The organism is Nocardia spumae (assembly GCF_020733635.1).
GTDB classification, from domain to species: domain Bacteria; phylum Actinomycetota; class Actinomycetes; order Mycobacteriales; family Mycobacteriaceae; genus Nocardia; species Nocardia spumae.
Map to the genome: position 1 here is coordinate 187,494 of NZ_JAJFZL010000001.1, position 24,255 is coordinate 211,748.

Sequence of the window (24,255 nt, forward strand, 5' to 3'; positions counted from 1 at the left end):
ATCCGAATTCGTCAGGCGCCCAGGAATTCTCCGATTGCGGGCCAGGTCGAGGTGGCGGCGTTCGGTCCCACCATCAATCCCAGATGGCCACCGGTGACCTCGACGAATCGCACCTCCGACGCGCCGGTCAGCAACTCGGGCCCGCGGCCGGTGGATCGGGCCGGCACCAACATATCGGTACGGCTGCCGATCAGCAGGACCCGGCAGGTGAGTTTGGACAGTTCCACCACCAGATCCGAGCGCAACCGAACGACGCCGTCCGCCAACTCGTTTCGCAGCACCAGACTGCGATAGATCTGCCAGAGCGACCGGCCCGGATAACCGGGCATGGTCGCCATGAACCGGTCGACCGCCTCCATCCGGGCCAGCGCCTCGGTATCAGTGGCGTTGCGGGCGATGAACAACGGCTTGGTCAGTTCGCGATCGAAGGCCTGCAGCCGGAACCCCAACCGGACCAGTTCCCGCGGGGCACCACCGAGCAGGCGCGTCGCCATCGCGACACCGCGCCCGCCGGTGATCCGTCCGGCCAGGCGGACCGGCACCAGGAAAGGCGTCCAGCGCTGATCGAAGGGGGTCGCGAGGCCGGTGACCGAGGCGATGGGCAGATCCGCGTGAGCCGCGGCGGCGAGCATGGCGAGCGCACCGCCCAGCGACCAGCCGATCACATCGACCGGCCGATCGTGTTCGGCGGCTACCCGCCGCACCGCGTCCGGCACGATGCCGTGGGTCCACTGTTCGAGCCCGAGATCCCGGTCCCCGTAGTCGAAGTCGCCGTAATCGATCACATACGGCTGTTTACCGATTCCGAGTAGATAGCGGACCAGGCTCTGCCCGTCGCGCAGGTCGAAACAGGCCGGGGTGACCGCGAGCGGCGGCACCAGCAGGACCGGATTTCCGGTCGCCGGTTCGGCACGGTCGTAGCGCAGCAGCCGATTGTGCGGCTCGTCGCTGATCGGCGTGGACGGCGCCGGCCGATAGGGCTCGATGCCGTCACCGAACGACACCTCCCAGATATTGCGCGCGGCGCGCGGCAGATCCGCGACGAAGGCGACCACCGGTGACTACCTCCCATATCCCGGCCGCGGTCGAACCGCGGCATCATCGCCGGTCAACGCCGACACCCTGCTGACGACAGTCACTCGATGGTATTCGCGGCCACCATTTTTCCGCTACGCGAAGTTACATATAACACGTGGCACGCGGCTACTGGTACAACCAGTTGACTTGTTGATGGGAACCGGTCAAGGTAACGGCATGGAGTTCACCGCTGTCTCCCGCACCGCCGTCTCGGACACCGTCTTCGGCCAGTTGGTCGACGCGATTCTCAGCGGTCGTATCGCCCCCGGCGACGCGCTGCCCTCGGAACGCGAACTCGCCGAAACCTTCCAGGTCAACCGGCACGCCGTCCGCGAGGCGCTGCGGCGCGTCCAACAGGGTGGCCTGGTAAGGATCGCGCAGGGCGGCAAGACCCGGGTGCAGGACTGGCGGGCACACAGCGGGCTCGACGTCCTGTCCGCACTGGCCGCGGCCGGTGCGCTGCCACCGCAGCGGCTGCTGCGCGATATCGCGGTGATGCGCCGATCCGTTGCCGCCGACGCGGCCCGGTTGTGTGCGCTCACCGCGGATGCGGACCAGATCGCGGCGATCGAACAGGCCGCCCGGAACTACCCGGATGCGACCGCGGATCTCAGCGAGCTGACCACCGCGGATCTGGAATTCTGGACCGCCGTCATCGACGGCTCCGGAAACGTGGCCTACCGCCTGGCAATGAACACACTGGTCAACGGCTATTTCGATATCGGCATGCCGGTGATCGCGGAGTTGGGCCTCAACAAGGAGTACATCGACGCCGAGATCCATCGCGAACTGGCGCGACGGATCGCGGCGCGAGACGCGGACGGCGCCTACACGCTCGCCCGCGAATTTCTCGGCCGCTTCGCCGCGGCCCTGGGTGCGAAAGACTGACCATGTTCGACCTGATCGCCCATGCCATACCGGTTTTCGTCATCTGCCTGATCGCGGAGGCCGTCTCGTTCCACTTCCTGCCCGATGACGACGAGCTCGGTTATCGGTTCCGCGACGCCACCACCAGTGTGGTGATGGGGCTGGGCAATGTGGTCGTCAATATCGGCTGGAAACTGGTGGTACTCACCGTCTTCGCCGCGGCGTATCTGATCACGCCGCTGCGCCTGTCACCCGCCAACCCGCTGACCTGGATCTCCCTGTTCGTCGCCGACGATTTCGCCTACTACTGGTACCACCGCACTCATCACACGGTGCGGCTGTTCTGGGCCAGCCACGTCGTGCACCACTCCAGCGAGTTCTACAACCTGTCCACCGCGCTCCGGCAGCCGTGGACGCCGTTCAGTTCGCTGCCCTACTGGATTCCACTGGCGCTGCTGGGCTTTCCGCCCTGGATGATTCTGCTGCAGCAGTCGATCAGCCTGGTGTATCAGTTCTTCATCCACACCGAGCGCGTCACCATGCTGTGGCGTCCGATCGAGTGGATGTTCAACACCCCGTCCCACCATCGGGTACACCACGGCTCCAACGATCGCTATCTCGATCGCAATTACGGCGGCATCCTGATCGTCTGGGATCGACTGTTCAGCACCTTCGAACCCGAATCCGAACGGGTGCGCTACGGCTTGACCACCAATATCCACACCTACAATCCGGTCCGCGTGGCCACCCACGAATTCGCCGCCATCTGGTCGGATCTGCTGCGTGCCCGGTCCTGGCGCGATCGCTGGGGATATCTGCTGCGTGGACCGGGCTGGGCACCCGACTGAACTACCGCGCGGGCGCCCCGAACCAGCGGTGCAGGGCCGCGACGAGGTCCGAACGGTCCGCTGCCACACCGTCTTCGCCCGCGGCCCAGGCGACATATCCGTCCGGACGTACCAGAACAGCCGACGATGCCACGGACTCGCGGGGTTTCGCGGTGACGATACGGATGCGGTCCTGCCACGCCGCCGCGACGGAGCGCAGCTCCGGGGAGTCGGCGAAATCGAACAGCACCCCCGTTCCACCGGTGAAGTGTTCGGCGATCCGTGAACCGTCGGACAGATCCAGATCCGGCACGACCGCACCGACGAGCCGGTGGTCACCGCCGAGGTTGTAGCGGTGCAGGACACCGGATATCCGCTTGAACACCGTGGTCGCGCCGTCACCGGTGGAGAGCAGCTCGGCCATCACCTCACGCAGGGCCTTACTGCGACGATCCAATCGCATCAACGCCACCTGCGCACGGGTCCACTCCAGCACCCACGCCCCGATCGGATAGCGCTCCGCGGTGTAGGTGTCGAGCAACTCCTCCCCCATCCTGCCGCGCGCGACGGCACCCAGCTTCCAGCCGAGGTCGACGGCGTCACCGATGCCGAGGTTCAATCCCTGGCCGCCGAACGGTGAATGCACATGTGCCGCATCGCCGGCCAGCAGCACCCGGCCCTTGCGATAGTCGGGCACCTGCCGGGTGTTGTCGGTGAACCGGGTGGCGGAATGGACGGCCGTGATGCGGACCGGTACACCGGTGACCCGGCGCAGACTCGCCTCCAGCTCGGCGGCGGTTATCGGTGCGTCGCGATCGACCGGCGGTCCGTCGAGTTCGACGGTCAGGAAGCGGCCCGGGGTCGGACCGTACACGTAGATCCCGTGTTCGGTGTCATGCCAACCCCGTCGCAATCCTTCGGTTTCCGACATCTCCACCACGGCCTGCCGGCCGGTGATCTCCGGGTCCAGGCCGGGAAAGTCGAATCCGGCGAGTTTACGGACGGTACTGCGGCCGCCGTCGCATCCGACCAGCCAGGCGGCGCGGATCATTTCGGCACCGCAGCACACGGTCACCGCGTCACCGTGATCGGTCAGATCCGTCAACTCCACGCCGCGGCGCACCACCACACCCAGCTCGTCGGCCCGAGCCTCGAGAATCTCCTCGATACCCTGCTGATTCACCAGGACGGCCCGGCCCGCCGGCCCGACACCGTCGAAGGCCGGATCCTCACCGTCGATCACATCGAAGGGCAGCATGATGCCCGCGAAATGACCCGCGATCGGCGGCCGGTCCGCGGTGACGGCCGACGGGCCGGCGAACGCCCGGATCGCCTCGATCGCCGCCTCCTGCCGGGCGAGCAGTTCGGGCAGCAGCCCGCGGCGATCGAAGGCCTGGGCCGTCGGCACATTGATGGCACCGGCCTTGATCGTCGTATCTATCTCGGTCAGCCGCTCGACGACCAGCACCTCGGCTCCGGCCAGGCGCAATTCACATGCCAGCATCAGCCCGACCGGGCCGGCACCGGCGACAACCACATCGAATGCCTCGTTCATGACAGTCAGACTGGCGGCACCGGCTTGCAACCCCCTTGCGTCGCGAATGCGCGGGCTCTCGGCCCGCGCAAGTGTCAAGCCAGCGCCACCAGTTCGTGCAAGGTGGTGCCCGTGCGCCGGACGGGGCCGCCGTCATCGTGCACAGTCAGTTCGAAGGACGATTCGAAGCGGAAATAACCGGGATGGCCGATCAACTTGTACGCCAACGGTTTCAGCAGCCGCGACCGCACCAGCGGGATGTCGTCGAGCAGATCGTGGGCGTGGATGACCCGCTCCACGGTCAGGCGCAATTCGACCCGGTCCGGCACCACCAGTTCGATCCATTCCGGATACATCCGGCCCGCCGTGGCGTCGAACCGCCCCGGCCCCTCCCGAAGCCGCATCTCACCGGTCGAGAGCACGATGCGATCGTGATGGGCCAGCATCAACGGAGCGATCTCGTGTGCGCCGCGCCGCCGCTGGGTCAGCACATCGGCGAACAACAGCGAATAGTCCTCGACGTACAACCGGCCCCAGTGCCAGCGCTCGATGATCTTGCGCATATCGCCGACGCCCCAATTGTGGTCGGCGTAGCCGCGGCCGGTGACTTCCGAGCGGGCGCCGTCGATGGTGACGGTCCCGCTCACCCGCGCCCGCGGCGCGCCGACGACCCAGCCGAAGGAATCGCCACCGCCGAAATGTGTTTCGCCCCGGCCCGGCATCCAGCTCGGCAGTTCGTTGTCGAAGCGCAGATCGAATTCCAGCCCGCCCTCGGCCAGCCGGAGATGATGCGTCGGCAGTCCGCCGGGCCGGAATTCGGTGTAGGCGTGGTTGTCCCCGATCCGCACATCGCATGTCCGCGCATCGAACGACGCCCTGTCCCGCGGATACTTCCGCGAGATCTGGCGCCTGGTGCCATCGGGCTCGTACACCATCAGCTCGACCCACGGCCTGGAGTGCGGGAAATCCTCGGGACGTCGCTTGGTCAGAAATCCGACCACCGTATGCCCGCTGTCGAGACGCGCGTCGAAGTACCAGTGTTCGAAGGCCAGGGCGCTCGTCGCGGGATGCAGGCCATTGTGCCGTGGTTCGACCACGGTCAGTTCGCCGTCCCGGCGTCCGGGGCCGTTCCATGCCTCGACGATCTCCGTACTGTTCATCGCTACCGTTCCCTTCACCGGCGCAGTGCGCCGCTGGCATCGAATTCCGCTTCCCTGCCCTGCATCTGGGCCCGGTACCAGTTCTCGCGATGCCGGACCATCACCCGCTCGTGCGCCCGCGCGACCGGCGGCACCCGCCGGATGAACTCCATCGCGGTGATCAGCGGAAACCGGAGAACCGGGATCAACAGCCACGGCAACGCCGGGGGCATCCGGTATTTCCGACGGGTGCCGGGCGCCATGTACATCGCCGAGTACACCGAGTTGATGCGGAAGTTGTAGGCGGCGCGAATCCTGTTCCAGCCGCGGTGTTCCGGACGCGGTGCGAAGGCCGCGGGGTAGGACTCGATCAGTTCGGCGCCATGGGTACCGGCATCGTAGGAACGCGAGGCGATGGTCATGGCGAGCACTCGCAGCGAATCCACCACGGTTTCCGGATGCCATCGCAGGCGCACCCCGAGCAGATAGCCCATGTACCGCTGAAAGTGCAGCAGCGCGCGGATTTCCGACGGTGTGGTCTGATACCCGAGGGCCCACAGGCCGAGACCCGGTGTGACACTTCCGGCGATCAGAGTCAGCAGCTGATAGGTCTGGCTGATCGGCAGCCCCCACCTGTCGATATCCCATTCCGGATGACCGGCCACCTTCGCCCGGACCGACACATGCATGACGCGCACCTTCAGCGCGGTGGCGCGGCCGGTGGAACCGGGAGTCAGCAGTGCGTTCGGCTGCGACACGTCCATCCAGAACCGGCACGTTTCCAGATACCTGCGCAGGGCGCTGTTTCCGGCATATCCACCCGCCAGCGACAGCGGGGTCGCCACCGCGGATTCGGTGTACATCTCCAGGGTTTCGGCACCGGCGAAGCTGAACAGCATGGTGCCCCAGCGTCGCCAGATCGCCGCGCCCTGTTCGACCTGCTCCGGGCGTACCCATTCGGGCACGGTGTCGAACTCCGCGAACAACTCGCGCATGGAATCCGGGGCCTCGGGCACCGCGTCGATGCCGTCGGACAATGCCCGATCGAGCAGCCGGCGACCCGCCGCCGAACCACCGGGACCGTGCATCACGTCGGCGACGAAACGCTCGGCAACCGGATCGCCCGCGAACAGATCCTCGGTGAGCGCGCGCGCTTGTTCATCGGTCGGAAAGAGACTGGCGCCGGTCACCTTTCGCACCACCGCGTCCAGCCGCTGGACGGCGGGCGTCTGCTTGGCCTCCCAGTATCGGAAGGCGCTGGGAATTTTCAGGGTCTGAGTCATCGCATTCACCGAACCGTCCGGAATCGCAGCATCATGTCGTGGTCCTCGTGATCGAGCAGGTGGCAGTGCCATACGAATCCGCGCAGTTCCGAATCGTGATGCGCGGCATGTTCATCCGAATGTCCGGCCATGGCGGCCGACGGCGGATTCAGTCGAGGGAAGGGCGCGTCCGGATCGAAACCGAGCTCCTCGGCGGTCGGAAAGCGCATCACGACGCGGGTCACTGTGCCGCCGTCGACGCGCACCACATCCTTCCAGCCACTCTCCCACGGAGCCGGTGGCTGCGGTGGGCCGGCGAGGAATCCCTCCGGATCCGGTGTCCAGCGCACGCCGACGGCCGGTTGTGGATGAGCCAGTTGATAATCCACCGTTCGCAGTGGAGTACGGCTGAGGATGCGGAAGTTGACCAGGTGAATGTGGATCGGATGGGGATCCGGGGTGATGTTGACGATGTTCCACACCTCGGTCGCACCCTGGCGCGGCATCTCGATATCCGGATCGGCGTAGCGCAGGTTGTTGAGCGACATGATCGCCGGCGGCACGCGCGGCTCGTAGGGCTGACTGACGGTCAGGGTACGAGCGCGGTCCGGCGCCGGTATCGCGGGCAACGCCGGCGGCTGCCCTGGACCGCCACGCAGAGTCCACGGGACCGGGCCGCGAAATCCGGTGCGATCCTCGGCGCGGAAACGGCAGAACACGCCCATCGCCACCTCACCCAATACGGCCGCCTGGAATACCGGCGGTTCGTCATTGCACAGCTCGACCGTCTCCCCCGGTGCCAGTTCGGTGAAATCGACCAGCAGGTCGACACGTTCGGCGGGAGCCAGCCGCAGCGTCCGGACCGGAACCGGCGCATCGAGCAGGCCGTGATCGTTGCCGATCACCCAGAACCGCATGTGATTGCCGAAGAACAGATTCCAGGTACTGAACGAGGCCGCGTTGATCGCGCGGAACCGGTACAGCCCGCGCGCCACCGGCAGCTGCGGCCACACCACCCCGTTCACCACGCCGACGTCACCGACCGCACCGCCCTCCCACAGCCCTCGCGGCACCACGACGGTCGAGCGCAGACTCTGGCGTCCCTCCGGGGTGAACAACTTCTCCTGCAGCACCAACGGCATCTCGAAGTCACCGGCGGGCAGACCGAGCGGATTTCCCGGCTGCCCGGTGTCGAATTCGTCGCGGAGCAACACCATTCCGGTCAATCCGGCGTAGACGTTGGCCCGGGTGATCCCCATCGGGTGATCGTGGTACCAGAGGTGCCCCGCCGATTGCCGCAGCGGGAACTCGTGATCGAGGTGCTGTCCGGGCAGCACCAGTTGTTCCGGGTGACCGTCGGACGCGGGCGGGGTCACCCCACCGTGCAGGTGCAGCGAGGCCGGTACCACGGTCCGATGGCTTTCCGGCACCCCGTGCAGGCTGGTGTCGATATCGGCGGCGAACGGGTGAGCGCCGAGACGGTTGTGAAATCGCACCGTGAGCGGTCGGCCCGCCTCGTGTTCGATGGTCGGGCCGAGATAGGTCGAATCGTTGTAGCCGAAGGCCGGCACCGCCGGCATATCGCGGTGGAAGCGATGTGCGGCACTGCGTGCGACCAGGTCCAGCCGGTCACCGGTGACGACCGGCGGTCGCGGCAGCTCGTCGACGAAGCGTGCCATGGGCGGGGAATGAAACAGCAGCGGACTCTCGAATCCGGGCGGATCGGCGGCGGCGGTCATCCGGCCCGCCACTGCCGCCGTGAGACCCGTGCCGATACCCCGCAACATCGCGCGGCGGCCGATCGGTCGATACATCCCTCGCACCTTCCGAGGGTGATTCGAGCATCACCCGTCGCAGCGACCATACCATTTAGTACAGTAAACGGTACTTGATTGAATGGTGAAGCCGGAGGTGAGCCGTGCGCACACCGGATCCGCAGGTGATCGACTCCCCTACGATCGAGTTATGCACCTGGGCGGTACGGCGGTGAGCCGATGACGGCGTCGAAGAAGGCCCCGCTGTCCAAGAAGGCCGAGGCACAACATCGCAACCGGCGCCAGACCACCCGCCTGTCCTACGAGGATTGGGTGAACGGCGCCCTGGATCTACTGGCCCGCGAAGGCGTGACCGCGATCCGCATCCCCCGGCTGTGCCAGGACCTCGGCGTCACCAAGGGCAGTTTCTATTGGCATTTCGACGATCTCGAACAACTGATGGCGGCCATGGCCGACCGATGGGGCGAAACGCAAAGCGAGGCGGTACGTGCCCTCGCCGCCCTGGATTCGATACCGGTCGAGGCGCGAATCGAGAAGATGGCCGCCATGCTGGTGGACCAGCGGCACTGGATGGTCGAGGCCTCGGTACGGGAATGGTCACGCACCGACGAGACGGTGGCGGAGGCGGTGCGGGCACTGGATCAGCGCATCTTCCGGACGGTGCAGACGATCATGCTCGATCTCGGCTTCGATCCGGTACAGGCCCGTCAGCGGGCCGGCGCGATGGTGTATCTGGGCATCGGGCTGATCCACGGCCGCGACAATCTGCCGACCCCGACCCCGGAGGAAGTGCAGGGGGTTGTGGACCTGCTCATCCGGCCGTGAGGATGCGCTCGAAAGCGCACTTCGACGGCGAGTGCTACAGCTAGGCCGCCCGGGCAATGGCCCGGATCGCTCGGAGGCGTCGGTCAGCGAGGCCTTCGATGAGGTTGTCGACGCGGCTGCCGAAGTCGGGGACGAAGGCATGGAGTCCTAGTGGGCCGGGGGGCAGCGCGCGCACCGTTCGCATCGTGGTCACGGCCTGTTCAGTGAGGTCTGCCCAGTGCTCGATGGTGAATCCCGCGCCTTCGACGGTGGCGCGCAGCGCGGCCGGAGTCAGCAGGTGACCCTGGTGGGGTCGGTCGGCCCAGGGCACCGGGTAGTCCGGTTCGCCGCGTTCACCGGAGGTGATGTCCCACATGGCAAGTCGGCCACCGCTAGTCAGGACACGGCAGGCCTCCCGATACAGGAGGTCTTTATCGGCCACATTCATTTGGACGTGCTGGCTGAAGACGACATCGAAGGACGAGTCGGTGAACGGGAGGTCGGTGACATCTGCCCGCCGGACGATGATTCGGTCGTCCAGGTCGACCAGACGGTTGAGCCAGCGGGCCGTATCGCAGTAACTCTCGGCCAGGTCGATCGCCGTCACCGTGCATTCGAAGCGCGCGGCGAGGTACCGCGCGGTCCCGCCGATGGAGGTACCGGCATCGAGCACGTTGCTGCCGGGGTCGATGTCGAGCAGGTCCGCGAGCTGCTCGGTCGCGATACGTCCACTGGTGTGGAAGTCCTCGAGCATTCCGAGGTCGGCAGCCCGCAGGTGGTCGAGGTCCTTCCCCGCGGCGATGAGGGCTCGTTCGATGTCCAGCCGGGATGAGCCGGTCTCGTAGTGGGAGGGGATACGCGCACGTGTCATATCGGTTTCCTTCATCGATCAGCGCGGCTGACGGACTGGTATCTGCTCGATATCGGTTCGGGCGGGCCGGGTTCGGTGACGGGTCGCAGACGATCGAGAGCCTCGAGCCTTCCGTGCGTGGTGAGCCCGAGCGCGGTGGCCCCGTCGAGGTCTATCAACCCGGTGAGCAGACCGAGAACGGCACGGGGTGGTCCCTCGATGGTGAGGTCCGGGTCGGCGGCGCGGCCGACCCTCGTGCGTACTCCGCCATCGCCGAGCTCGACGACCGCGTGTTCGCCGGACGCGATCAGTTGAATAGTGAGCGGTGGGCCGTCGGGATCGGTGTCGGCGGTGAACCACGCCGGCGCGTAGGCGAGCCACTGCGCCCGGAACGTGTCGCCGGGCCGCTCGGTGGCCATGAACTGCATGCCCCACAGGCCGAGTGTCCGCAGTGTGGGTTCCAGCGCCCGCCCGGTGTCGGTCAGTTCGTAGAGAGTGGTCGCGACCGGAGGTGGCGCGTCAACGGTGTCGATCAGCCCGCTCTCCTTCAGCTCGCCCAGCCGGGTCGACAAAAGGTTGGCGGCGATGGAAGGCAGCCCGTTCTTCAGATCGGTGAAGCGGCACGGCCCCTGCACAAGCAGCTCGCGAACGATCAGCAGTGTCCACCGGTCGCCGACCAGGTCGAGCGCTCGGGCGATCGAACAGTATTCACCGTAGCTTCGCATGCGACCAGCATACGCAGGGAGGAGTAGAGTTTCTCTACTTATAGGTTTATTTTCTCTACCGCAGAGGGTGATGTGGTATCACGCCACCACCATCGTTTCTGGCATCTGCCGGCTTTGTTCGCGGGCCGCACGGTCGGCTATGAGAGGTAGGGCGACCGAGAGGTGTCCGGTGAATACTTCTGTGCCTGTTTCCGTTCGGCACGCAACGCAGTCCGGACATTGCGGCCCGTTCGGGATCCGGATCCCGCGTCCCGAACGGCCGGTCCGTGTGGTGGAGCCTAGGGGAATCGAACCCCTAACCCCTGCCTTGCAAAGGCAGTGCTCTGCCAATTGAGCTAAGGCCCCGGTGCGTACGCGGACTCAGCGCGTGGTCACCTCGTGCCACACATCCGCCTCGTTCCGCTTGCGAACCTTGGTGACAGCGAAGACAACTGCGGCCAGGACACCGATCGTCAGAAGAAGTTTCATGCCGTCCACCCTACTGTGCTCGCCGCGCCGAAGCTTCCGGCAGGCGTGTGGATTACCCGAACTCGCGCGCCGCCGGCGTGAGGAAGGACAAGCGAATCGCGGCCCGTGGCGGCGATCATCGACAGTGGTGAATCACCGAACAACGTGCTGAGCAGATGACGGTATCCCCCGAACCGGTCCATCCGTTGAAGTGGAGCCTAGGGGAATCGAACCCCTAACCCCTGCCTTGCAAAGGCAGTGCTCTGCCAATTGAGCTAAGGCCCCCTCGGCCGTGCGATACGACCAGGTATATGGAAATGTGGGCCTAGGAGGACTTGAACCTCCGACCTCTTCGTTATCAGCGAAGCGCTCTAACCGCCTGAGCTATAGGCCCGTGGGTGAAACTGGTGTCTCACTCGACTCGGTAGAGAGTACACAACACCTCGATACCTCTCCAAAACGCCTGGTCAAAGCATCCTCCGAGAGACAAACGGCCGGTCCCGGAGAACCCGGAACCGGCCGCTCGCGAGTGCTTCGTCAGTCCGGATCGGCGAGGGTGACCTGGACACCGCCCACCAGATCGGTGCACTGGTTGTAGATGAATACACCGACCGTCGACAACGCGGTGAACAGGACCACGTTGATCAGACCGATCACGGCCGCATATCCGAAGACGCTGCCGGCGTCGATGATGGTCGTCGCCGAGGAATTGTTGTCGTTCACCATATCGGTGAACGTGCTGTTCAACCGATCCCAGACACCCATGCCGGACAGCACGATGTAGAGGAATCCGACCGCCAGCATCCAGACGAAGAACATCGCGACGCTGATCACCAGCGACACCTTCAACGTCGACCACGGGTCGATATGACGCACCTGCACCGTCGCGCGCAGTGGCTCGCCGTTGTGCACGGCCTGCGCGACCGCGGCGGGCGCGGACGGCGAGACGTGCGGGGCCGGGGCCTTCACCGCCATCGGAACCTGCTGTCCCGCATTGACATCCGCCTGCGGCAGCGGATGCCGCAGATCCGACAGATCGGGCAGGTCCTTGATCAGCTCCGGCCGGGCGATACTGCGAGTCGGGCCATCGATTCCGACCGACTTCACCATCGCCGCTTCCTTACGCGCCGCCTTGGCGGCCAGGTCGGTGGTGGTGCGAGCGTTGCTCACACCGCCACCCAGACCGCTCTGCGCACTGCGACCCTGCACCGGTGCCTGCCCCGGGCGGTTCAGATTCGACTGCGGCTCGCGCTGCGGCAACTGCGACCAGCCCTCCTCGAAGCGGGACCCACCACGACCATCACCGCCCTCGGCGGGATCCGGTGCCGAACCACCTACCTTGGCGGAATCACCATGTGGCTCGGACGATGCGGGCGAATTGCCCGAGCCGTTCTCGGCCGACGACCCCGACCGCGGCGCAGGCCGCGGCGGAATCGGTGACGGTGCGATCCGCTCGGTCACACCGTTGGCGTGGTTTCGCTCGTCGTTCGGCTGATTCGGAGTGGTCAATGCAGAATCCTTCGATCCGTCGTGGCGCCGCTGCTTGTGGAGAAATTACCGCTTCCAGAACCTAACGCTAATCCGAGCCTCAGGCCTCTTCTTCCCCGGAAACCTGGTCGGGCTCATCGGCGTTACGTGCGATCGCGAGCAAGGTATCGCCCTCGCCGAGGTTCATCAACCGCACACCCTTGGTCTGCCGACCTGCCTTGCGCACCTGCCTCGCCGCCGTCCGGATGACACCGCCACCGGACGTGATCGCGTAGAGCTCGTCGTCATCGTCGACGATAAGCGCTCCCACCAGGCTGCCACGCTTCGGGTCGTACTGAAGCGTCAACACACCTTTACCGCCCCGGCCCTGGGCGGTGTATTCCTCGATGGCGGTGCGCTTGGAGTACCCACCCGCGGTCGCGACAAGCAGATAGGTCCCGTCACGAACGACATTGAGCGACAACAGTTCATCGTCGGTGTTGAATCGCATGCCCTGCACACCGGAGGTCGCGCGGCCCATGGGGCGCAGCACCTCGTCGTTCGCCGCGAAACGGATCGACTGTCCGTGCGCCGAGACCAGCAGCAGATCGTCGTCGGCCGAACACAGTGCGGCGCCGACCAATTCGTCGGTATCGCGAAGATTCACCGCGACGATGCCGCCGGTGCGGTTCGAATCGAAATCGGTCAGCCGGGACTTCTTGACCAGGCCGTTGCGGGTGGCCAGCACCAGATACGGCGCATCCTCGTAGGTCTTGATCTGGATGACCTGCGCGATCTTCTCCTCCGGCTGGAACGCCAGGAGGTTGGCGACATGCTGACCGCGCGCGGTGCGATTGGCCTCGGGCAGCTCGTAGGCCTTGGCCCGGTAGACCCGCCCGAGGTTGGTGAAGAACAGCAACCAGTCGTGGGTCGAGGTCACGAAGAAGTGCTTGACCAGGTCGTCCTGCTTGAGACCCGCGCCCTGCACACCCTTACCACCGCGCTTCTGGCTGCGGTACAGATCGGTCTTGGTGCGCTTGGCGTACCCCGTGGCGGTGATGGTGACGACCACGTCCTCGCGGGCGATCAGATCCTCGTCGGCGACGTCGCCGTCGGCCGCGACGATCCGGGTCCGCCGGTCGTCGCCGTATTTCTCGACGATTTCCGCCAGCTCGTCGCGCACGATCGCGCGCTGCCGTTGCGGCTTCTCCAGGATGTCCTTCAAATCGGCGATCTCGGCCTCGATGCGGGCCAATTCGTCGATGATCTTCTGCCGCTCCAGGGCGGACAGGCGGCGCAGCTGCATATCGAGGATGGCGGTCGCCTGGATCTCATCGATCTCCAGCAATTCCATCAGGCCGGTCCGCGCGGTGTCGGTGTTGGCCGAACGCCGGATCAGGGCGATGACCTCGTCGAGCGCGTCCAGAGCCTTGACCAGGCCGCGCAGGATGTGTGCCCGCTCCTCGGCCTTGCGCAGCAGGTAGCGGGTGCGCCGGACGATGACGTCCAACTGGTGTTCGACGTAGAGCCGGATCATCTGATCCAGGCGCAGGGTGCGCGGCACGCCGTCGACGATGGACAGCATGTTGGCGCCGAAACTGGTCTGCAGCTGGGTGTGCTTGTAGAGGTTGTTCAGCACCACCTTCGCCACGGCGTCACGCTTGACCGTGACCACGATCCGCATACCCGCGCGGTCGGAGGACTCGTCGTGGATATCGGAGATACCCGCGATCTTGCCGTCCTTGACCTGCTCGGCGATCGAGTTGATGAAGTTGTCCGTATTGACCTGGTACGGCAGTTCGGTGATGACGATCGTGGTGCGGCCGCGATTGTCTTCCTCGATCTCGACCACACCGCGCATCCGGATGGAGCCACGGCCGGTGGTGTAGGCGTCGTGAATGCCCTGACCACCGACGATCAGGCCGTAGGTCGGGAAGTCCGGACCCTTGACCCGCTCCATACACGCGGCGAGGGTGGTTTCCTCGTCGGCGTCGTAGTTGTCCAGGGCCCAGTAGATCGCCTCGGCCAGCTCGTTGAGGTTGTGCGGTGGGATGTTGGTCGCCATACCGACCGCGATGCCGTTGGACCCGTTCATCAACAGGTTCGGCACCCGGCTGGGGAGAACTACGGGTTCCTGGGAGCGGCCGTCGTAGTTGGGCGTGAAATCGACCGTCTCGTGGTCGATCTCACGCAGCAACTCCATCGCCAGCGGGGTGAGCCGGCACTCGGTGTATCGCATGGCGGCCGCACCGTCGTTGCCGCGGGAGCCGAAGTTGCCCTGACCGTCGACCAGCGGATAACGCAGCGACCACGGCTGCGCCATACGCACCAGGGTGTCGTAGATCGAGGCGTCACCGTGCGGGTGGTAGTTACCCATGGTCTCGGCGACCGGGCGAGCGGACTTCACATAACCGCGATCGGGCCGATATCCGTTGTCGTACATCGCGTAGAGCACGCGCCGATGCACCGGCTTGAGGCCGTCACGCACATCGGGCAGCGCACGGCCCACGATCACGCTCATCGCGTAATCGATGTAGCTGCTCTGCATTTCGTTCTGGATATCGACCGGCTCGATCCGGTCGCCCGCACCACCGTTGGGCGGCAGGGTGGTCTCAGTCATGAACTCTCCTTAGAAGGCCTGGCGGGTACTCGGGCGCGCGGGTGGCCGCGCAGCGCCGACTACACGTCGAGGAAGCGGACGTCCTTGGCATTGCGGGTGATGAAGCTGCGACGCGCCTCGACGTCCTCGCCCATCAGCACGGAGAACAGCTCATCGGCGGCGGCCGCGTCGTCCAACGTCACCTGACGAAGCACCCGCACCGACGGATCCATGGTCGTTTCCCACAGCTCCTTGGCGTTCATCTCACCCAGACCCTTGTAGCGCTGGACGCCGTCGTCCTTGTTGATCTTCTTGCCGGCCGCCAGACCGGCCTCCAGCAGGCCGTCGCGTTCCCGGTCGGAATAAGCGAATTCCGGATCCGACCGCTGCCACTTCAGCTTGTACAGCGGCGGCTGCGCCAGATACACGTGACCGTGTTCGACCAGCGGCCGCATGAAGCGGAACAGCAGGGTCAGCAGCAGGGTCGAGATGTGCTGGCCGTCGACATCGGCGTCGGCCATCAGCACGATCTTGTGATACCGCAGCTTGGAGATGTCGAACTCGTCGTGAATACCGGTACCGAAGGCGGTGATGATCGACTGGACCTCGTTGTTCTTGAGCACCCGGTCGATGCGGGCCTTCTCGACGTTGATGATCTTTCCGCGCAGCGGCAGGATCGCCTGGTACATCGAGTCCCGGCCGGACTTGGCCGAGCCGCCGGCGGAGTCACCCTCGACGATGTAGATCTCGGACTTGCTCGGATCCTTGGACCGGCAGTCGGCCAGCTTGCCGGGCAGGCCGCCGAGGTCGGTCGCGCTCTTGCGGCGCACCAGCTCGCGGGCCTTGCGGGCGGCGACGCGGGCCTGTGCGGAGGACACCGCCTTCTGCACGATGGTCTTGGCATCGGCCGGATTCGCCTCGAACCAGTGCGCCAGATGTTCGTTGCAGGTGCGCTGAACGAAGGACTTGACCTCGGTATTGCCGAGCTTGGTCTTGGTCTGGCCCTCGAACTGCGGCTCGCTGACCTTGACGCTCACAATGGCGGCCAGACCCTCGCGGATGTCGTCACCGGTGAGGTTGCCGTCCTTCTCCTTGAGCAGCTTCTTGTCCTTGGCGTACCGGTTCACCACCGTGGTCAGGGCCGCGCGGAAACCCTCTTCGTGGGTACCGCCCTCATGAGTGTTGATGGTGTTGGCGAAGGTGTGGACGGATTCGGAGTAGCCCGAGTTCCACTGCATCGCGACCTCGAGTTCGTGGCCGGTGCCCTTGCTGGTGAACGAGACGACCGAGTTGTGGATCGGCTGCTTGGTGCGATTGATGTGCTTGACGAAGTCCTCGAGGCCGCCCGGGTAGTAATACGTCCGGGTCTTGACCTTCACCTCCGGCGTAGCGTTCTGGTCCTCGCCGTGCTTGGGCGCTTCCGCGGTCTCGCTGACGACCTCGTCGGTGACCTCGGCCTCGCTGACCCGCTCATCGGTCAGGGTGATGGTCAGGCCCTTGTTCAGGAACGCCATCTCCTGCAGGCGACGCGAGATCGTCTCGAAGTTGTACGTCGTGGTCTCGAAGACATCCGGATCCGCCCAGAAGCGCTGGGTGGTACCGGTGCGCTTGGTCGGCTCCCCGCGGACGAGCTTGCCGGGCTTGGCGTCCTTGTACTCCTGCGTCCAGTGGTAGCCGTCGGTATCGATATCGACGACCATCCTGGTCGAGAGGGCGTTCACCACGGAGATACCGACACCGTGCAGACCACCGGAGACCGCGTAGGCATCGGAATCGAACTTGCCGCCGGCGTGCAGCTGGGTCATGACGACCTCGACGGTGGGCACTCCCGAAGCGTGCGTTTCCACCGGGATGCCGCGGCCGTCGTCGACGACCTCGACGCCGCCGTCGGCCAGCAGGGTCACATCGACTCGACTGGCGTAGCCGGCCATCGCCTCGTCGACGGAGTTGTCCACAACCTCCCAGATCAGGTGGTGCAGACCGCGCTCACCGGTGGAACCGATGTACATACCCGGGCGCTTGCGGACCGCCTCGAGTCCTTCGAGGACCTTGATGTTGGAGGCACCGTAGTCCTTGTTGCCCGCTTTCGCCTTGGACGAGCCGCTTGCGTTGGAGTCGTTGGCAGCCACTGCTCGGTAGCTCTCCTTACTTGCTGATCCTTCGATGCGACGTCGAGCAACACACCGAACCGAGCCCCGTAAGGCATCTGCTCGAGATGTCGAACTGCTCGAGAATTACGGGTCCTCGCGCGTGCTGCACGGAACGCGCCGAAGGTATCGCCGCTAGTTACTCCTCCATCTTACTGGTACCCCCGGCACAGGATGCACCTATGACACCCCTGAGAGCGTCGTGAGTGCGTGAAATCGGTCGCCGCCGGGTCCGGTTATAGGCGAACCCGCTCCCGCGAGCCTCAGCGGGAAGCTACGGGCAGTTGAGTCGGAGCCGGAGAAGTTACGCCGATGTGGTTCGCCGAAGCTACCCACCGGATCGCGATCCGGGCCCACGTTCCACGTGAAACTCGACGTCGGGCGGATCAGCCGTAGGTATCGCGAGGGCCGCGGCCCTTGATATGCCGCTCACCCTTACGCCAGCTCGGCGCCGCCGGGCCGCTGATCTTCAACGAGGTGACCACGCCCTGACCGACCGCGGCATTGATCTTCGCCAGCAACTGCGCCTGCAACATACGCAGCTGGGTTGCCCAGGCGGTGGATTCGGCCTGGATGCTCAGGACCCCGTCGGTGAGCGATACCGGCTCGGCATGCGCCGCGATATCTTCCCCGACCACCGCCGGCCAGCGACCGAAAACCGTTCCCTCGGCGACTTTTCCGGACCAGCCACGACTCTTGGCCAGCGACCCGGCCACGGCCGACAACAGTTGCGGATCCCGATCGTCGGGCCGTGCACCGGACCAGCCGGACCGGCGACGCAGGGCTCGCACACCGCCCTTGCGCGGCGAGGCCCGGCCCTGGCCGACGGCCTTTCCGCTGGCGCGCGCGGCGGCGCGCGCCTCCTCCAGCGCTCGACGGGCGAGGTCCACACCGCGCAGTTCCGGTTCGGAACCGGCGGGTGACGACGCCGAGTTGGCTTCTGGTCCGGTGTCTGCGGCCACGGTCGACTCCTCCCGTCCGATTGCTGCCTGCTGTCGGTCCGTCGCGAGCCCGGTACCGTTGTGGACGACTCCGCTGAACCGGGCGTTGCAGCAAGGCTAGTCGCTGGGTACGACAACCTGTGTGGCCGCCACCGGACGGTTCGAAAACACCCTCGCGGGCCGAAGATCAGGCCGTGTCCTGGTCCTGGGCCGGCGCCGGCGGAACGACGATGCGGGAGGTTCGCTCATCGGCGACGCCGTCGGTTTCGACCCGAATCGGATTGGCCTCGAGTTCGGCCGGTACGTCCTCGGGTACGGCCGCGGTGATCAGCACCTGTTCGGCACCGGCGGCGACCGCGGCGAGCGCTGTGCGGCGACGGCGATCCAATTCCGCGAACACATCGTCGAGCAGGAGCACCGGATCGGTGCCGGCGTTGCGCAGCAGTTCGAACGCCCCCAACCGCAGGGCCAGCGCGAACGACCACGATTCACCATGGCTGGCAAAGCCTTTGGCCGGCGCCGAACCGAGCATCAGATCCAGATCGTCGCGGTGCGGGCCGACCAGGCACACCCCGCGCTCGAGTTCCTTCGAGCGCGCGGAAGCCAACTCGCTCAACATGTTCGCTTCCAACGCCTCGACATCATCGGGCTGGGGAGAACGCTGTGGATCGAGGAATTCCTCGGGCAGCGCCGCGCAGCGGTAGCGAATGGCCGCGGTCCGTGATTCCGGCGCGATGGACCGATATGCCTGCTCGAGATACGGCGCCAGCTCATGTACCAGCCGCAGCCGCTGGGCCAGCAGTTGTGCTCCGTGCGCGGCCAGATGGCCGTCCCAGACATCGAGGGTGCCGAGTTCGGCGGGCGATCCAGAGCGCGAACGAGCCTGCCGTCCCGCGGTTTTCAACAGGGCCGAACGCTGCCGCAGCACCCGCTCGTAATCCGAGCGAACTCCGGCCAGCCGTGGCAGTCGCGCGGTCGCCAGCTCATCGAGGAATCGGCGCCGTTCGGAGGGATCGCCACGGACCAGCGCCAGGTCCTCCGGTGCGAACAGCACCGTGTGCAGGATGCCCAGGATCTCGCGGGGTCGGCGCACCGGGGAGCGGTTGATCTGGGCGCGGTTGGCGGCCCCCTGATTCAGTTCCACATCGACGCGCAGTTCTCGTCCGCTGTTGACGACGGTGGCACCGATCCGAGATCGCTGCTGTCCCAACCTGATCAGCGGCGCATCGCCGGCAACCCGGTGGGAACCCAGTGTGGACAGGTAGCCGACGGCCTCCACGAGGTTGGTCTTGCCGTTGCCGTTGGCCCCCAGGAAAACGGTTCTGCCTGTGGGTAATTCGAGATCCACATGCTCCCAGGAGCGGAAATCACGCAGTGTGAGCGTTCGAATGTGCATAGCTGAACCCGCCGTCACCAGGCACTTTGTGACGGACCGCTCGAAATGCCCACGCGCCCGGAGTTTTTCACAGGTTTATCAACATCTCCACAGGTCGGGGTGAACGAATGCCGCCTCGCCGGCCGAACGATGGCCGGCGAGGCGGACGAGACCGAGAAGCGAGACGATCAGCCCGGCAACCGGACCGGCATCAACAGGTAGATGTAGCTGCTCGCAAGCGCTGCGAAGGCGCCGGACTCCGACTGCTCCGGCTCCTCCTCGCCGGTCGGGCACATCACCGCGGGACGGCTGGGTGTGGTGAAGCCGAAGGTCACCCGGTCCGAATGCAGCGCCGACAGCCCGTCGTTGAGGTAGCTCGGGTTGAACGCGATGGTCAGGGGTTCACCGCGGAACTCCGCCTCGAGCCACTCCTCGGCTCGTCCGGCATCGTCACCACCCGCGGACAGCTGCAGCCCCTGATCGGAGAACTCGAGCCGCACCTGTGCACCGCGCTCGGCCACGAGAGCAACTCGCTTGATCGCTTCGATCAGCGCACTGACCTGCAGCGTCGCGATCGACGTGTGCTCCTTGGGGAGCAATTGGCGGAACTTGGGGAATTCCGCGTCGAGCAGTCGGGTGGTGGTGCGCCGACCGCCGTTGACGATGCCCAGCAGGCCATCGGTCCCGGTGCCGAAGGCGAGCTGTACGGGCGCATCGGAGGCGCCGAGCGTCTTGGCCGACTCCGAGAGCGTGCGGGCCGGCACCAGCACCGCCGTCTCCACATCCGAACGGCCCGGCTGCCATTCCAGGTGACGGACGGCCAGGCGAAAGCGGTCGGTGGCGGCCAGGACGACCTGGGGGCCCTCGATCTCGACGCGAATACCGGTCAGCATGGGGAGGGTGTCGTCGCGGCCGGCGGCAACAGCCACCTGGCTCACCGCCTCGGAGAACAGTTCCACACCCAGTTCACCGGTCTGCGGAGGAAGTTCGGGCAGCTGGGGATAATCTTCGACCGGCATGGTCGGCAGCGAGAATTTGGCGCTGCCGCAAGCGATCAGCACGCGGGTGCCGTCGACGGAGACATCGACCGGTTTGTTGGACAACGCCTTGGTGATGTCGGCCAGGAGACGACCGGAAACCAGGACCTGTCCGGGGCCGGCGACCTCGGCCGCGACCCGCATCTGCGCGGAGACCTCGTAGTCGAATCCGGAGACGGTCAGACCATCCTCGTCGGCCACCAGCAGGACACCGCCGAGGACGGGCACCGGCGGGCGAGACGGCAGGCTACGGGCCACCCAAGCGACGGATTCCGCGAAATCCTCGCGAGCGACCCGAAACTTCATACTTGCAAGCTCCATCGCTCGGTATGTCCTCTCCCAGTCTCGATCGGTCGTGATCTGTTCGGCGCAGTGGTGATCTGCTCGGCAACTCAGCGTGGTTCATGCAGCGACGTGGTCCAACGGTCGTCCGCAGCGCACCGCAGTGTGGCACAGCCGACCGACATCAAACCGTACCCGCGTAGGCGCCCGATGACTACGTCACCCCCTCACCCGGTGAGTCGGCCACCAGGAACACGAACGAGGACCGATCGCCCCGACGCGTCGGCTGCCCCGGGCTCCCCTCTTCTCCCTGCCTCGTTCGGTTGTGGAGTTGTTCGGATCGTTCCGTCGGTCCCCGAGCTGAGTTTCCACACACCCTGTTTTCAAGAAGAAATCTAAAGAAGAAGAACTGAAGTAGTAGTAGGCACTGTGGATTCTGTGGACGCCGCCGGTCTGCGCAGCTCACGGGGCGTGGCGGCGTGGGGATGTCCGGCGGGTGACTCGAGGATGAACAGAGGACCGCTGTGGAGGCCACAAATCTGTTCAACCGTCATCCTCGAGTCATCCTCGAGTTCTTCCATGGCTTGCGGCCTGTTGTACACACGTGTGTGCCGATCGGTGCACTACCGGGGGATTCCTCGAGGACCTGACAAGAAGTCCTCGAGGAATCCACATGCCGATTCGGCTGTCTTCGCAGTTCGGCGCCGGTGGATGAATCAGGCTGTGGGAACTGTGTATCGACGGCTGTGAGTGAAACCGTCCACAGCCGCCGGCCGAGACTGTGCGCAACCTCGAGGACAAACGGGGGATTCCTCGAGGACTCCACAAGGACTCCTCGAGGAATCCACAACACGAAAAAGCCGATCCACCCAGGTCAACCGGGTGGATCGGCTTGTGTAGAGATTCAGCGAGAACGCTGTTTGATTCTGGCTGTGAGTTCCTGAACCTGGTCGTACACACGGCGGCGCTCGGTCATCTCCTTGCGCACCTTCTTCTCCGCGTACATGACCGTGGTGTGGTCGCGCCCGAATGCCTGACCGATCTTCGGCAGTGACAGATCGGTCAGTTCCCGGCACAGGTACATGGCGATCTGCCGGGCTTGAGCCAGCGGACGAGCCTTACCGGGACCGGTCAGCTCTTCCAGGGTGGTGTTGAAGTACTCCGCGGTCACGGCCATGATCGTCGAGGCCGTGATCTCGATGGTGGTGGTGTCGGGCATGAGGTCGCGCAGGACGACCTCGGCCAAGGACAGATCCAGTGGCTGCCCGTTCAACGAGGCGAACGCCGTCACCCGGATCAGCGCACCCTCGAGTTCGCGGATATTGCGTTCCACCCGGCTGGCGATCAATTCCAGGACGTCGTGTGGCACATCGAGCCGATCCATCCGCGCCTTCTTGCGCAGAATCGCGATGCGGGTTTCGAGTTCCGGCGGCTGGACATCGGTGATCAGCCCCCACTCGAACCGGGTACGCAGCCGCTCCTCGAGTGTCGCGAGTTGTTTGGGCGGGCGGTCGGATGACACCACGATCTGCTTGTTCGCGTTGTGCAGGGTGTTGAAGGTGTGGAAGAACTCCTCCTGGATGCCTTCCTTACCCTCGATGAACTGGATGTCGTCCACCAGCAGGATGTCGGTTTCGCGATACCGCCGCTTGAACGCGACCTTGCGGTCGTCCCGCAGACTGTTGATGAAGTCGTTGGTGAATTCCTCGGTCGAGACGTATTTGACGCGCATCCCGGGGAACAGCCGCTGGGCATAGTGACCGGCGGCGTGCAGGAGGTGGGTCTTCCCCAGCCCCGACGCACCCCAGACGAACAACGGGTTGTAGGCCCGAGCGGGGGCCTCCGCGATCGCCACGGCCGCCGCATGGGCGAACCGGTTGGAGGCGCCGATGACGAACGTCTCGAAGGTGTACTTGGCGTTCAGGCTGGCGGAGGACGTCGCGGGGGTGGGCGGCGGCGGTTCCGGTGACTTCGTGAAGTACGTCGGCCAGGAGTTACGCGCATTCACCACCGGCTCGTCGGGCTCCTCGACGGCACCGGGCCGCGGCACCGGCGCAATGTCGGCCTCGGGTGTGAACAGCGACTCCTGTCCGGGGTGACCGCCGGCCCGCGGCATGTCCGGCTCTCGTCGGGGCAGGTCCGGCTCCCGCCGCAACGGTTCCTGTTCGTGCCGCAGTGACTCGGCCTCCCGGCGCAGCGCGTCCTGTGGATGATGCATCGGCTCGTGTTCGCGACGCAGCGACTCCGGCTCGTGGCGCATGGGTTCGCGCACCCCCTCGGGGTCGCGGCGCAACGAGTCCTCGTGCAGTTGCGGATCCGAGTCCCGGCGCAGCGTGGCCGGCGGTCCGAGCACCTCCGGCAATTCCCCGGCCATCGGCCCCGGCGGATACTCACCCTGGGGATATGCGGGACGGGCCTGGTAGTCAGCTGGGGAAAGGTAGCGCGGCGTGGGGAAATCCCCAGGGTCGGAGTACTGCGGCGGCGCCGGGAATCCGGCGGGCTCCCGGGGCTTGTCGCGCATCCGGTCGGGGCGTGAGGTCAGCCGGGCATGTCGCGCACTCGTTCCGGGACGGTCCGGGGGCGGGTTGGTCGGTGCCGCGATCCGCACGCCGAGGCCTTCGACCTGGGGGCCGAGGCGGCGGGCCAGCGACCGCAGGATCGGCTCCCGCAGATCCCGTTCGATCGCTTCCTGCGCCAGCGAAGAAGGTACCGAGAGCAGGGCGAACCCTTGTGCGACCGTCAGCGGCTTCACCAGGCCCAGCCACGCCTTCTGCGCGTTGGTCACCGGTGGTATGGCACCGTCGGTCGAGCCGGCGGTGAGCTCGGCGACCACTTCGGGCCAGACCGCGGTCAACACGTTCTGCTCATCGTCCACGTATATTTCCTCCCCGGAGCAAAGTCGATAGGAGCACCACGGTCGGCCTGGCCGTCAGCCATACGAATATGCCACTCCAGGGGTCTTTCCACACAATTATCCACAGATGTGGAGAACCGGTGCGATACGTGGCTTGCTGCGCGAACCCCCCGGTCAGCGCCTGGACCTGCGCTTCCGCAGCAATTTTCTAGCTATGGATGCTAGTGGGTTTCTCGGGGATGTGAC

The 24,255-nt window shown here is 65.6% G+C and carries 18 protein-coding genes and 3 tRNA genes; 3 read left to right on the plus strand and 18 right to left on the minus strand.

The genetic code is table 11. The features are described 5' to 3' along the window. Positions 1-11: 11 nt before the first annotated feature. Positions 12-1,055, minus strand: a complete 1,044-nt coding sequence (locus tag LKD76_RS00835) for an alpha/beta fold hydrolase (RefSeq protein WP_227978993.1) — start codon at positions 1,053-1,055, stop codon at positions 12-14. Positions 1,056-1,254: 199 nt separating this feature from the next. On the opposite strand from LKD76_RS00835, the gene LKD76_RS00840 reads away from it, so the two are divergent. Further along, positions 1,255-1,965: a FadR/GntR family transcriptional regulator gene (locus tag LKD76_RS00840; RefSeq protein ID WP_227978994.1), complete on the plus strand. Its 711-nt coding sequence runs from the start codon at positions 1,255-1,257 to the stop codon at positions 1,963-1,965. Positions 1,966-1,967: 2 nt separating this feature from the next. Then, complete coding sequence (locus LKD76_RS00845; RefSeq protein WP_227978995.1) at positions 1,968-2,792, plus strand: sterol desaturase family protein; 825 nt, start codon at positions 1,968-1,970, stop codon at positions 2,790-2,792. 1 nt (position 2,793) lies between these two features. Here the strand turns inward: LKD76_RS00845 and LKD76_RS00850 are convergent, their stop codons facing one another. The 4 genes from LKD76_RS00850 to LKD76_RS00865 all read right to left on the minus strand — a co-directional run bounded on the left by LKD76_RS00850 (position 2,794) and on the right by LKD76_RS00865 (position 8,520). Continuing rightward, positions 2,794-4,326, minus strand: coding sequence for an FAD-dependent monooxygenase (locus LKD76_RS00850; protein ID WP_227978996.1), 1,533 nt, complete (start codon positions 4,324-4,326; stop codon positions 2,794-2,796). A 74-nt stretch (positions 4,327-4,400) separates the two neighbouring features. Then, positions 4,401-5,465, minus strand: coding sequence for a lipocalin-like domain-containing protein (locus LKD76_RS00855; RefSeq protein ID WP_227978997.1), 1,065 nt, complete (start codon positions 5,463-5,465; stop codon positions 4,401-4,403). 14 nt (positions 5,466-5,479) lie between these two features. Next, positions 5,480-6,727 (minus strand): oxygenase MpaB family protein, encoded by a 1,248-nt coding sequence (locus tag LKD76_RS00860; RefSeq protein WP_227978998.1) that lies wholly within the window; start codon positions 6,725-6,727, stop codon positions 5,480-5,482. Between the two features lie 5 nt (positions 6,728-6,732). Next, positions 6,733-8,520, minus strand: coding sequence for a multicopper oxidase family protein (locus tag LKD76_RS00865; protein ID WP_227978999.1), 1,788 nt, complete (start codon positions 8,518-8,520; stop codon positions 6,733-6,735). A gap of 180 nt (positions 8,521-8,700) precedes the next feature. Between LKD76_RS00865 and LKD76_RS00870 the strand changes: the two genes are divergently transcribed. Next, positions 8,701-9,306, plus strand: coding sequence for a TetR/AcrR family transcriptional regulator (locus tag LKD76_RS00870; RefSeq protein ID WP_227979000.1), 606 nt, complete (start codon positions 8,701-8,703; stop codon positions 9,304-9,306). Positions 9,307-9,346: 40 nt separating this feature from the next. On the opposite strand, the gene LKD76_RS00875 is transcribed toward LKD76_RS00870, so the two are convergent. The 13 genes from LKD76_RS00875 to dnaA all read right to left on the minus strand — a co-directional run bounded on the left by LKD76_RS00875 (position 9,347) and on the right by dnaA (position 24,030). After that, positions 9,347-10,156, minus strand: coding sequence for a class I SAM-dependent methyltransferase (locus LKD76_RS00875; RefSeq protein ID WP_227979001.1), 810 nt, complete (start codon positions 10,154-10,156; stop codon positions 9,347-9,349). An 11-nt stretch (positions 10,157-10,167) separates the two neighbouring features. Next, entirely contained in the window at positions 10,168-10,860 is a 693-nt protein-coding gene (locus LKD76_RS00880) for a winged helix-turn-helix transcriptional regulator (RefSeq protein WP_227979002.1), read from the minus strand. A gap of 269 nt (positions 10,861-11,129) precedes the next feature. Next, positions 11,130-11,205 (minus strand) — tRNA-Ala (locus tag LKD76_RS00885). Positions 11,206-11,220: 15 nt separating this feature from the next. After that, positions 11,221-11,328, minus strand: a complete 108-nt coding sequence (locus tag LKD76_RS00890; RefSeq protein ID WP_227979003.1) for a DLW-39 family protein — start codon at positions 11,326-11,328, stop codon at positions 11,221-11,223. Between the two features lie 191 nt (positions 11,329-11,519). Further along, positions 11,520-11,592: transfer RNA gene (locus tag LKD76_RS00895), tRNA-Ala, on the minus strand. 35 nt (positions 11,593-11,627) lie between these two features. Further along, positions 11,628-11,701 (minus strand) — tRNA-Ile (locus tag LKD76_RS00900). Between the two features lie 143 nt (positions 11,702-11,844). Beyond that, positions 11,845-12,816: a DUF3566 domain-containing protein gene (locus LKD76_RS00905; protein ID WP_227979004.1), complete on the minus strand. Its 972-nt coding sequence runs from the start codon at positions 12,814-12,816 to the stop codon at positions 11,845-11,847. Between the two features lie 79 nt (positions 12,817-12,895). Continuing rightward, positions 12,896-15,394, minus strand: a complete 2,499-nt coding sequence (gene gyrA / locus LKD76_RS00910; RefSeq protein WP_227979005.1) for a DNA gyrase subunit A — start codon at positions 15,392-15,394, stop codon at positions 12,896-12,898. A gap of 59 nt (positions 15,395-15,453) precedes the next feature. After that, positions 15,454-17,502 carry a DNA topoisomerase (ATP-hydrolyzing) subunit B gene (gene gyrB, locus LKD76_RS00915; RefSeq protein WP_227979006.1) on the minus strand — a complete coding sequence of 683 codons (2,049 nt, stop codon included), beginning with the start codon at positions 17,500-17,502 and terminating at the stop codon, positions 15,454-15,456. A gap of 404 nt (positions 17,503-17,906) precedes the next feature. Next, entirely contained in the window at positions 17,907-18,482 is a 576-nt protein-coding gene (locus LKD76_RS00920; protein WP_227979007.1) for a DUF721 family protein, read from the minus strand. Between the two features lie 166 nt (positions 18,483-18,648). Then, positions 18,649-19,857 carry a DNA replication/repair protein RecF gene (gene recF / locus LKD76_RS00925; RefSeq protein WP_227979008.1) on the minus strand — a complete coding sequence of 403 codons (1,209 nt, stop codon included), beginning with the start codon at positions 19,855-19,857 and terminating at the stop codon, positions 18,649-18,651. 167 nt (positions 19,858-20,024) lie between these two features. Next, positions 20,025-21,194: a DNA polymerase III subunit beta gene (gene dnaN, locus LKD76_RS00930; RefSeq protein WP_227979009.1), complete on the minus strand. Its 1,170-nt coding sequence runs from the start codon at positions 21,192-21,194 to the stop codon at positions 20,025-20,027. 865 nt (positions 21,195-22,059) lie between these two features. After that, the gene (gene dnaA / locus LKD76_RS00935) at positions 22,060-24,030 is read right to left on the minus strand and encodes a chromosomal replication initiator protein DnaA (protein ID WP_227979010.1); all 1,971 of its coding nucleotides are present in this window, start codon (positions 24,028-24,030) and stop codon (positions 22,060-22,062) included. Between the last annotated feature and the right edge of the window lie 225 nt (positions 24,031-24,255).